We start from the raw sequence: 11188 nt of genomic DNA, 5'->3' as shown, positions 1-11188 counted from the left end.
CCACACCGCCCCACCCAACAAACAGAAAAGCCAGAGCCGGCTGTTGCTCCGGCTCCGGCTTTGGCTTTGGCTTTGGTTTGAAACGCGGGTGCCGGGCCGCAGGCCCGGCCGATAAACTCAAACCACTGGTTCGCGCAGGGCGGGGTTGTCCCAGCCGGGGCGCGGGGCGAAACGGTCGCCATGGCGCTGCTGCAATGCCTTCAACCGCTCGACGATCGCATCGGCACCGACCGCACGGATGTGCTGGATCGGACCACCGCGGAACGGCGCGAAGCCGGTGCCGAAGATCACGCCGGCATCCAGCAGGTCCGCGTCGGCCACCACGCCTTCGTGAAGGCAGGCCACCGCTTCGTTCAACAGCGGCAGGATCAGGCGGTCCTCCAGATCGGCCGGGGCCTGATAATCGCTGGCCACGTCCGGCTTCTTCGGCTTGCCGTTTTCCCAGGTGTAGATGCCCTGGCCATCCTTCTTGCCACGCTTGTCCGGTTCCACCGTCTGCAGCGCGGCCGGAATCTGCAGGCCCAGGAACGGCGCCAGTTCGCGGCCGACGCCGGCGGCCACGTCCAGGCCCACGGTGTCGATCAGTTCGATCGGGCCCATCGGCATGCCGAATTTCACTGCGGCCTTGTCGATCACCGGGCCCGGAATGCCCTCGGCATACGCGGTGGCGGCTTCCAGCATGTACGGGAACAGCACGCGGTTGACCAGGAAGCCCGGGCTGCCGGCCACCGGCACCGGGAACTTGCCCAGCGCCTTGCAGAACGCGGCCAGACGGCGCTCGGTCTCCGGCGCCATGCCGTCGTGGTGGATGATTTCCACCAGCGGCATCTGCGCGACCGGGTTGAAGTAATGCAGGCCAGCGAACTGTGCCGGGCGCTGGATATGGTCGCGCAGTTCCACCAGCGGAATCGACGAAGTATTGGTGGTCAGCAGCGCGTCCTGCTTCATCTTCGGTTCCAGCGTCTGGTACAGCGCACGCTTGGCTTCCGGGTTCTCGATGATCGCTTCGATCACCAGGTCGGCCTCGGCCACGCCGTTGCCTTCCAGATCGGCACGCAGGCGCGCGGCCACGGCGGGGCGCTTGCTCTCGTCACGCACCTTTTTGGCGAACAGTGCCTGCGCGCGTTCCATGGCCGGGTCGATGAAGCGCTGCTCACGATCCTGCAGAGTCACTTCGAAGCCCTTGTAGGCGGCCCACGCGGCGATGTCGCCGCCCATCACGCCGGCGCCCACCACGTGCACATGGCGGATGCCGGAATCGCCGCCACCGAGGCCCTTCAGGCGCTCGGTCAGGAAGAAGATGCGGATCAGGTTGCGCGCGGTCGGTGTACTGGCCAGCTTCACCACCGCGCGCCGTTCGGCGTCGAGGCGGGCCTGGATCGGCTTGCCGCCGCTGCGCTGCCAGGTGCTGATCAGCGCGTACGGCGCCGGATACTGGTCCTTCTTGGCCTTGCGTGCGACCTGCTTGACCATCTGCGGCGCCAGCAGCGTGCGTGCCAGCCAGGTGTTGGTGGCCCAGGCCGTCGCGCGCTGCTTGAACGGGCGCGTGGTGCCGGACAGGGCCAGCGCCACGGCGGTGTCGAGCACCACCGCCGGCGCCACCACCTTGTCGACCAGGCCGATGCCGCGCGCGGACGTGGCCGACAGGGTGCGGCCAGTCAGCATCATGTCCATCGCCGCCGGTGCGCCCACCAGTTGCGGCAGTCGCGCACTGCCGCCCCAGCCCGGGAAGATGCCCAGCTGGGTCTCCGGCAGGCCGATGCGGGTGCTGCTGTCATTGGAGGCCACGCGGTAGCGGCAGGCCAGCGCCAGCTCGGTGCCGCCACCCAGGCAGTGGCCGTGGATGGCCGCCACGGTCGGGCAGGGCAGCTCGGCCAGCTTCTGGTAAGTGGCCTGGCCACGACGGATGGCGTCGTTGACGGTGCCGCGGCGGTCGAACTCCTGGAACTCCTTCAGGTCCGCACCGGCAATGAAGCCGGCCTTTTTCAGCGACTGGATCACCACGCCCTTGGGCGGGTCCAGTGCAATGCGCTCGAGCAGGTCGCCCAGTTCCAGCAGCACATCCTGCGACATGGCATTGACGCTGCTGTCCTGACGATCCAGGGAGAGAACCACCACGCCGTCGTCGCGGATCTCGGGGTGCCAGTGGCTGAAGCGGAGACCATCGAAGCCTGAGAGCATGGACGTTCCATCCGGTTGTGTATGGAGAAGCGGCTATGATCCAGAGGTTGTTTCCCCCGCGTCAAATCCCAATAGCAGGGGAGTGGCGACCCCGGATCCATGGCCGTGGACCGGAACGCTAACGGAACGGTGGTTAAAAGCTGGTGCGGCGCCAGGTGATCGGCGACTGAACTTTTCCCGGGATTGGCAGTCTCATTGCCCGACGTCGGTTGGGCTGACAGGAGTGCGGCCCCTCATGGCCGATGTTGATACACCTCAGGAGCTGGATCTGGAACTGGTCCGGCGCGTGCAGCACGGCGAGAGCGCCGCGTTCGATGTCCTGGTGCGCAAGTACCAGCATCGCGTGGTGGCCCTGGTCGGTCGCTACATCGCCGACTGGAGCGAATGTCAGGACGTCGCCCAGGACACTTTCATCCGTGCCTACCGCGCGATCGGAAGTTTCCGTGGCGATGCCCAGTTCTCAACCTGGTTGCATCGAATCGCCGTGAATACCGCCAAAAACTACCTGGCTTCACACAATCGCCGACCGCCGACCGATGACATCGACATCGGTGATGCCGAACAGTTCGACAGCGGGACGCGCCTGCGCGACACCGACACCCCCGAACGTGAGTTGATGCGCCAGGAACTGGAACAGACGGTGATGAAGGCCGTCAACGCGCTGCCGGAAGAGCTCCGGTTGGCGATCACCCTGCGCGAGGTGGAAGGCCTGAGTTACGAGGATATCGCGCAGAAAATGGGGTGCCCGATCGGCACCGTGCGTTCACGGATCTTCCGGGCGCGCGAGGCGATCGACACCGAACTCCGGCCGCTGTTGGACATCGGCAGCGCCACCCGTGAGAAGAGCCGCGTATGACCAGTAATCCGTTCAACGAATCGCAGAACCACCAATCGCCCGCCGGGCAGCGCCTGGACCAGCGCCACCGCGAACAGCTGTCGGCCCTGATCGATGGCGAGCTGGGTGCCGATGAGGCGCGCTTCCTGCTGCGTCGTATGGAACACGATCCCGAACTGGCGGGTTGCCAGGAACGTTGGCAGCTGCTGGGCGATGTGATGCGCGGGCAGGCCCCGGCGCTGGCACCGGCCGGATTCAGTGCTGCCGTGGCTGCCGCCATCGCGGCCGAACCCGCACCACAGGCCGAGCCGCGCCGCCAGGTACGTCGTACGGGCTGGCGAGCGTGGGGCGGTGGTGCCGCCCTGGCCGCGTCGGTTGCCGCCGTCGCGCTGTTCATCGGCGGCGAGAAACTGAAGGAGTCCACGCCGGGTGAACCGCTGGCGCCGCAGGTGATCGCCAGCCAGGCGGAACTGGCGCCGGCGCCGGCCACCCCGGCGACGGTCACCGAAGCGTCGGTGGATACCGCGGCAATGGCTGTGGCAGCGGCGCCGGCCGTGGCGATGGCTGCCTCCAGCCGCCGCCAGGACGCCCGCCGTGCCAGCGCTACGCGCACCCAGCAGGCCGGGCGTGCCGCGCAGCGCGATGAGGCTCCGCAACGGGCCATCGCCGCAGCGCCGGCGCCGTTGACCCCGACCGTGCCGGCCAACGCCAGCCGCAACCTGCCGTTCGGCGAGGTGGGCGGACTGCAGGCCCGGCCGTGGCCGCGTTCCAGCCTGGCGCCCGCTGCCGGCGGCGCGCTCAATGCCAGCTTCCCGGCCCATGCCGGGGGGGCCGCGTTCTACCCGTTCGAGCCGCGCCTGCAGGATGACCTGCCGGTGCCGCCGCGCCCGCGCGACTGAGCCGGGCGCTTTCACGCCCCGCCGTCGGCGGGGCCCGTATTCCTCTTTCCACCCGATCCGGAGGTTGCCGTCCGATGACTCCCCGACTCCGCACGCAGGCCATGGGTCTGCTGGCCCTGACCCTTCCCCTGGTGGCCTGCGCACAGGCCCCCGCGCCTGTCGCGCAGACCCAGCCTGCGCCAGCTGCAGCAGCGCGGGCGCCGGCGCAGCCGCTGGTCAGTGGCCTGCCCGACTTCACCAACTTGGTCGAACAGGTCGGCCCGGGCGTGGTCAACGTCGACACCACCATCGTCCGCAACAACCGCCAGGCCGCGCGCGGCCCGATGGGCGACGATGACATGCCGGAGTTCTTCCGCCGCTTCTTCGGCCCGGACTTCCCGATGCCGGGGCAGGGTCCGGGTGGGCCAGACGGTGGCCCCAGCATCAAGGGCCGTGGCATGGGCTCGGGCTTCATCATTTCGCCCGACGGCTATGTGCTGACCAACTACCACGTGGTGGCCGATGCCAGCGAGGTGAAGGTCAAGCTGGGCGACAGCCGCGAGTTCAAGGCGAAGGTGGTGGGCAGCGACCAGCAATACGACGTGGCCCTGCTGAAGATCGAAGGCAAGAACCTGCCGACCGTGCGCGTGGGAGATTCCAACACGCTGAAGCCCGGCCAGTGGGTCGTCGCAATCGGCTCGCCGTTCGGTCTCGATCATTCGGTCACCGCCGGCATCGTCAGCGCACTGGGCCGCAGCACCGGTGGTGCGGACCAGCGCTATGTGCCGTTCATCCAGACTGACGTGGCGATCAACCAGGGCAACTCTGGCGGTCCGTTGCTGAACACCCGTGGCGAAGTGGTCGGCATCAACTCGCAGATCTTCTCCGCCTCCGGCGGCTACATGGGCATCAGCTTCGCGATCCCGATCGACCTGGCGATGAGCGCAGTCGAGCAGATCAAGAAGAGCGGCAAGGTCACCCGTGGCCAGCTCGGCGCGGTGGTTGAACCGATCGATTCGCTGAAGGCACAGGGCCTGGGGCTGCCGGACAGCCGTGGCGCGCTGGTCAACCAGATCGTGCCCGGCAGTGCGGCCGAGAAGGCCGGCGTGCAGATCGGCGACGTGGTGCGCTCGGTCAATGGCAGCCCGGTCAACAGCTGGTCCGACCTGCCGCCGCTGATCGGCGCGATGGCGCCGGGCAGCCGGGTCACCCTGGGTGTGATCCGCGACGGCAAGCCCCGTGACCTCAGCGCCACGCTGACCGCACTGAGCGACGACGGCCAGGGCAACGCTCGCGCGGCGGCCACGGCCAAGCCCGATGCGGCACCGCAGGCCGGCGCCAATGCCCTGCTGGGCCTGGACGTCAGCGACCTGACCGCACCGCAGCGCAAGCAGTTCGGCCTGGACGGCAACGAGGGCGTGCGCATCACCGGGGTCAAGGGCCAGGCGGCGCGTGATGCCGGCCTGTCGCCGGGCATGGTGATCCTGCAGGTCGGCCGCACTCCGGTCGGCAGTGTGGATGGCCTGAACCGCGCGCTGTCCGGTTACAAGAAGGACGACGTGGTGATGCTGCTGGTGCGTACCGGCAATGGCAACAGCGCGTTCGTGGCTGTGAAGGCCGGCCAGTAAGGCCTGCCCGGGCCGGTCCGGCGGCCCCGCTGATCACCCCGAAGCCCCGCCCCGGCGGGGCTTCGGCCATTCCGGGCCCGGCTCGATGAGGCCGTTTTCGCGGTGGGGCGCCGGGCGTGCGATAATCGACCGTTACCCTGACGACGCCGCGCGCCGCCGCCACCTATGTCTTCTGATTCGATGCGGAACATCCGCAACTTCTCCATCATTGCCCATGTCGACCACGGCAAGTCCACGCTGGCCGACCGCATCATCCAGCTCTGTGGTGGCCTGCAGGCCCGCGAGATGGAAGCGCAGGTGCTCGACTCCAACCCCATCGAGCGCGAGCGTGGCATCACGATCAAGGCGCAGTCGGTGTCGCTGCCGTACCTGGCCAAGGACGGGCAGACCTACCATCTGAACTTCATCGACACCCCGGGCCACGTCGACTTCTCCTATGAAGTCAGCCGCTCGCTGGCCGCCTGCGAAGGCGCGCTGCTGGTGGTCGATGCGGCCCAGGGCGTGGAAGCGCAGTCGGTGGCCAACTGCTACACCGCCGTGGAGCAGGGCCTGGAAGTGGTGCCGGTGATCAACAAGATCGACCTGCCCACCGCCGACATCGAGCGCGCCAAGGCCGAAATCGAGGCCGTGATCGGCATCGACGCCTCCGACGCCGTGCCGGTCAGTGCCAAGACCGGCCTGAACGTGCAGGACGTGCTGGAAGCGATCGTGCATCGCATCCCGCCGCCGAAGCCGCGCGACACCGACAAGCTGCAGGCGCTGATCATCGACTCCTGGTTCGACAACTACCTGGGCGTGGTCTCGCTGGTGCGCGTGATGCAGGGCGAGATCAAGGCCGGTGACAAGCTGCAGGTGATGTCCACCGGCCGCAACCACCAGGTCGACAACGTCGGCGTGTTCACCCCGAAGCGCAAGGTGCTGCCGGCGCTGCGTGCAGGTGAAGTGGGCTGGGTCACCGCCAGCATCAAGGACGTGCATGGTGCGCCGGTCGGCGACACCCTGACCCTGGCCGGCGACCCGGCACCGAAGCCGCTGCCGGGCTTCCAGGAAATGCAGCCGCGCGTGTTCGCCGGCCTGTTTCCGGTTGATGCCGAGGACTACCCGGACCTGCGCGAAGCACTGGACAAGCTGCGCCTGAACGATGCCGCGCTGCGTTTCGAGCCGGAAAGCTCCGAGGCGATGGGCTTCGGTTTCCGCTGCGGCTTCCTCGGCATGCTGCACATGGAAATCGTGCAGGAGCGCCTGGAGCGCGAATACAACCTGGACCTGATCAGCACCGCGCCGACGGTGGTGTATGAAGTCCTGAAGACCGATGGCTCGATCATCAACATGGACAACCCGGCCAAGCTGCCGCCGGTGAACCAGGTCGAGGAGATCCGCGAGCCGATCATCCGTGCCAACGTGCTCACCCCCGAGGAGTACATCGGCAACATCATCAAGCTGTGCGAAGAAAAGCGCGGCAGCCAGATCGGCATCAACTACCTGGGCAGCCAGGTGCAGATCAGCTACGAACTGCCGATGGCCGAGGTGGTGCTGGACTTCTTCGACAAGCTGAAGTCGGTCAGCCGTGGCTATGCCTCGCTGGACTACCACTTCGTGCGCTTCGACGCGGGTCCGTTCGTGCGCGTGGACGTGCTGATCAACGGCGACAAGGTCGATGCGCTGTCGCTGATCGTGCACCGCAGCCATGCCGACCGCCGCGGCCGCGAGCTGTGCGAGAAGATGAAGGACCTGATCCCGCGCCAGATGTTCGACGTGGCCATCCAGGCCGCCGTCGGCTCGCAGATCATCGCCCGCACCACGGTCAAGGCGATGCGCAAGAACGTGCTGGCCAAGTGCTATGGTGGCGACGTTTCGCGCAAGAAGAAGCTTCTGGAAAAGCAGAAGGAAGGCAAGAAGCGCATGAAGCAGGTCGGCCGTGTGGAGATCCCGCAGGAAGCGTTCCTGGCCGTACTGCAGATGGACAACAAGTAAGCCCGCACCGGCCCTGCGGGGCCGGTCGTCTGGTGACGTTGCAAAGGACCCTGAATGAAACTGTTTGAGATCCTCCTGGTCGTGCTGACCCTGGCCTCGGGCCTGATCCTGCTTGGCGAGAAGCTGTACTTCGCCAAGCGTCGCGCCCAGCGCGCGGGCCTGCTCGATTCCGAGCCTGTGCTGGTGGACTACTCGCGTGCGTTCTTCCCGGTGCTGGCGATCGTGCTGATCGTGCGCAGTTTCATCGCCGAGCCGTACAAGATTCCGTCCAGCTCGATGATGCCGAACCTGTTGATCGGTGATTTCATCCTGGTCAACAAGTTCTCCTACGGCCTGCGCCTGCCGATCAGCAACACCAAGATCGTGCCGTTTGGCGAGCCGTCGCGTGGCGATGTGGTGGTGTTCCACTTCCCCGGCCATAGCGACAACGACCCGGCAAAGGGCGAGAACTTCATCAAGCGCGTGATCGGCGTGCCGGGTGACACCGTGGTCTTCGAAGGCGACGGCATGATCCTCAACGGCGAACCGCTGAAGTACGACAACAAGGGCATCTACGCCGGCCACAAGGGCCAGGGCGAGGGCGCCAACCTGCTGGTCGAGCACCTGCCGGGCCGTACCCACACCGTGCTGGAGACCGACTACCCGCGTGGCCAGGGCCAGTGGACCGTGCCGGCCGGCAAGTACCTGGTGATGGGCGACAACCGTGACAACAGCGACGATGGCCGTTTCTGGGGCCTGCTGCCGGAAGAGAACCTGCGCGGCAAGGCCTTCCTGATCTGGCTGAACTGCCAGGGCTGGTTCTGCAAGGATGGCTTCGAGCCGTCGCGGATCGGCTCGAGCATCAACTGATCGGGCATCAACCGGGTAATTTCACATCCAACGCGTATCTGGGGAGAACGCAATGAAGACGATGAACACGCAGCGTGGCATGACCCTGACCTCGTTCCTGACGGTCCTGATCGTGGTTGGTTTCTTCCTCTACATCGGCATGAAGCTGTTCCCGATGTACCAGGAGTACTACGCGGTGCGCTCGGCAATGAAGAGCCTGGCCAACGAGCCGGGTGTGGGCAGCATGGAGCCGGCGCGGATCCAGGACCTGTTCTTCAAGCGCCTGTACATCAACTATTCGGACAACGTGAAGCCGGCCAACGTGAAGTTCGACCGTCGCGACAATGGCTGGACGCTCAAGGTCAACTATGAAGTGCGCCGTCAGCTGATCGGCAACCTCGATGTGGTTGGCAAATTCGATTCCTCCCAGGACCTGACACGAAGCGGTGCCCAGTAAATTCATCCAACGTGGCGACCTGATCGGTCATGCCTTCAGCGACCCGGCCCTGCTCAAGCAGGCGCTGACGCATCGCAGTGCCGGTGCGCCGCATAACGAGCGCCTGGAGTTCCTCGGTGACAGCATCGTCAACATGATGGCGGCCGAGGCGTTGTACCGACGCTGGCCCAAGGCTGACGAAGGCGCGATGACCCGCGCCCGTGCCGAGCTGGTGCGAGAAGGCGCGCTGGCGGTGATCGGGCGCACTCTGGAACTGGGCGAGCGGCTGACCCTGGGCCCGGGCGAAATGAAGTCCGGCGGTCATCGCCGCGACTCGATCCTGGCCGACGCGGTGGAAGCCGTGGTGGCCGCGATCTACCTGGATGCCGGCTTCGAGGCCTGCCGGGCGGTGGTACTGCCCTGGTTCAGCGCGTCGATCGAGGCACTGCCGGCCTCCGGCCGGCCCGAGAAAGATCCCAAGACCCGCCTGCAGGAATGGCTGCAGGCCCGACAGAAGGCGTTGCCGCAGTATGAACTGGTGTCAGAATCCGGTGACGACCACGCCAAGCACTTCCGGGTACGCTGCAACGTAGCCGACCCGGCCGCCAGCACCGAGGGCGAAGGCGCCTCGCGGCGGCTTGCCGAACAACAGGCGGCTGCGGCCGTCCTAGAACAACTGGATTCCAAGTGAGCGAACAAACTTCCCATCATTGCGGCAGCGTGGCCGTCATCGGCCGCCCGAACGTGGGCAAATCGACCCTGACCAATGCCCTGGTCGGCGCCAAGGTCAGCATCGTTTCCAACCGACCGCAGACCACGCGCCATCGCCTGCTGGGCATCGCCACCTATCCGGAAGGCCAGCTGGTGCTGGTCGACACCCCCGGCCTGCACAAGGTGCAGAAGCGGGCGATGAACCGGGTGATGAACCGCGCCGCACGCGGCTCGCTGGAAGGCGTCGATGCTGGCCTGCTGGTGATCGAAGCCGGTCGCTGGGACGAAGAAGACAGCCTGGCCTTCAATGTACTGCGCGACGCCGGTATCCCGGTGGTGCTGGTGGTCAACAAGATCGACCGGCTGAAGGACAAGGGCGCGCTGCTGCCGTTCCTGCAGGAAGTCACGGCCGGCCGCGATTTCTCGTCCGTGCATCCAATCTCGGCGCAGAAGCGCAACGGCCTGGAAGCACTGGTACGCGACGTACTGGCGCTGTTGCCGGAAGCGCCGCCGATGTTCGGCGAAGACGAGATCACCGACCGCAGCCAGCGTTTCCTGGCCGGCGAACTGGTGCGTGAGCAGCTGATGCGCCAGCTTGGCGAGGAACTGCCGTACGCCACCACCGTGGAAATCGAGCGCTTCACCGAAGATGGCAACCTGCTGCGCATCGGTGCGGTGATCTGGGTCGAGCGCGAGGGCCAGAAGGCGATCGTGATCGGCAAGGGCGGCACCCGGCTGAAGGAGATCGGTGCCAAGTCCCGCCTGCAGATGGAACGTCTGTTCGGGGCCAAAGTGTTCCTGGAGACCTGGGTGCGCGTGCGTGAAGGCTGGTCTGACGACGAGGCCGCGCTGAAGGCCTTCGGTTACGAGTAAGCCGTCGCGGTCGCTTCGATGATGATCGAGGACGACACCGGTTTCGTGCTGCACGCACGGGCCTACCGCGAGACCAGCCTGCTGGTCGAAGTGTTGAGCGCGCAGCATGGCCGCATCGGCCTGCTCGCGCGTGGCGTGTCCACGGCCAAGGGCCAGGTGCTGCGCGCGGCCCTGCAGCCGCTGCAGTGGATCCGCTTCAGTGCCCTGCAGCGGGGGGAACTGGCCCAGCTGCGCGGCGCGGAAGCACTGGACGCGGCCCCACGCCTGGTCGGCCAGGCGATGCTGGCCGGCTTCTACCTGAGTGAACTGACCCTGCGCCTGGCTCCGCGCCAGGACCCGTTGCCCGAGTTGTACCTGGCCTACGGCGAAGCGCGTGCGCGGCTGGCCGTGGGCGCCGGCCTGGCCTGGACGCTGCGTCGCTTCGAACGCGAGCTGCTGTCCGCGCTGGGCCTGGGTTTCGATCTGGACAGCGCGAGCGACGGACAGCCGATCGACCCGGCCGCGCGCTATGAACTGGATCCGCAAGAAGGCGCGCAACGCCTGCTGAGCGAGCGCGGTGGGGAACGCCGGGCGGCCGCCACTGGCTCGGCGCTGCTGGCGCTGGCGGCGGACGAAGAGCCCGATGCGGCCGACCTGGCCAGCCTGCGTCTGCCGATGCGGCGGGTGCTGGCCCATCACCTCGGGCCGCGCGGCCTGAAATCCTGGGAAATGCTCGAGCAGCTCGCACCCCGCAGGTAGGGGGTGTTCGGCAGGGGTTGCAGCCCTGCACCTGCCGAATCAACGTCAACGTCAACGGCAGAAGCTGGCTATCCGTGGGGAGGCGGGGTGGGTCCGGTTGAGGGGG

Annotated in this window: 10 protein-coding genes; 9 read left to right on the top strand and 1 reads right to left on the bottom strand. The window is 66.8% G+C overall.

Annotation, left to right across the window (positions count from 1 at the left end; genetic code table 11):
• Nucleotides 1-117 precede the first annotated feature (117 nt).
• Nucleotides 118-2181 (bottom strand): 3-hydroxyacyl-CoA dehydrogenase NAD-binding domain-containing protein, encoded by a 2064-nt coding sequence (locus N5J73_RS22950; protein ID WP_049445564.1) that lies wholly within the window; start codon nucleotides 2179-2181, stop codon nucleotides 118-120.
• Nucleotides 2182-2416: 235 nt separating this feature from the next.
• Here N5J73_RS22950 and rpoE point away from each other — a divergent pair, with 235 nt between their 5' ends.
• The 9 genes from rpoE to recO all read left to right on the top strand — a co-directional run bounded on the left by rpoE (nucleotide 2417) and on the right by recO (nucleotide 11082).
• Nucleotides 2417-3037, top strand: a complete 621-nt coding sequence (rpoE, locus tag N5J73_RS22945) for an RNA polymerase sigma factor RpoE (protein ID WP_010482816.1) — start codon at nucleotides 2417-2419, stop codon at nucleotides 3035-3037.
• Nucleotides 3034-3915, top strand: a complete 882-nt coding sequence (locus tag N5J73_RS22940; RefSeq protein ID WP_049445565.1) for a sigma-E factor negative regulatory protein — start codon at nucleotides 3034-3036, stop codon at nucleotides 3913-3915. Before rpoE ends, N5J73_RS22940 begins: the two co-directional genes overlap by 4 nt.
• A gap of 74 nt (nucleotides 3916-3989) precedes the next feature.
• Nucleotides 3990-5522, top strand: coding sequence for a DegQ family serine endoprotease (locus tag N5J73_RS22935; protein WP_049445567.1), 1533 nt, complete (start codon nucleotides 3990-3992; stop codon nucleotides 5520-5522).
• Nucleotides 5523-5702: 180 nt separating this feature from the next.
• The gene (lepA, locus tag N5J73_RS22930) at nucleotides 5703-7496 is read left to right on the top strand and encodes a translation elongation factor 4 (RefSeq protein ID WP_032129849.1); all 1794 of its coding nucleotides are present in this window, start codon (nucleotides 5703-5705) and stop codon (nucleotides 7494-7496) included.
• Nucleotides 7497-7550: 54 nt separating this feature from the next.
• Complete coding sequence (lepB, locus tag N5J73_RS22925; RefSeq protein WP_049445569.1) at nucleotides 7551-8345, top strand: signal peptidase I; 795 nt, start codon at nucleotides 7551-7553, stop codon at nucleotides 8343-8345.
• A gap of 52 nt (nucleotides 8346-8397) precedes the next feature.
• The gene (locus tag N5J73_RS22920; protein ID WP_010482821.1) at nucleotides 8398-8781 is read left to right on the top strand and encodes a DUF4845 domain-containing protein; all 384 of its coding nucleotides are present in this window, start codon (nucleotides 8398-8400) and stop codon (nucleotides 8779-8781) included.
• Nucleotides 8771-9451 (top strand): ribonuclease III, encoded by a 681-nt coding sequence (gene rnc, locus N5J73_RS22915; protein WP_032129847.1) that lies wholly within the window; start codon nucleotides 8771-8773, stop codon nucleotides 9449-9451. Before N5J73_RS22920 ends, rnc begins: the two co-directional genes overlap by 11 nt.
• Nucleotides 9448-10344, top strand: a complete 897-nt coding sequence (era, locus tag N5J73_RS22910) for a GTPase Era (RefSeq protein ID WP_010482823.1) — start codon at nucleotides 9448-9450, stop codon at nucleotides 10342-10344. Before rnc ends, era begins: the two co-directional genes overlap by 4 nt.
• 18 nt (nucleotides 10345-10362) lie before the next feature.
• Entirely contained in the window at nucleotides 10363-11082 is a 720-nt protein-coding gene (gene recO / locus N5J73_RS22905; protein WP_049445571.1) for a DNA repair protein RecO, read from the top strand.
• Nucleotides 11083-11188 lie beyond the last annotated feature (106 nt).

Source organism: Stenotrophomonas sp. GD03654, from assembly GCF_029845105.1.
Lineage (GTDB): Bacteria > Pseudomonadota > Gammaproteobacteria > Xanthomonadales > Xanthomonadaceae > Stenotrophomonas > Stenotrophomonas africana.
The sequence above is the reverse complement of the archived record's forward strand: the minus strand, read 5'-3'. Positions and strand labels throughout refer to the sequence as shown.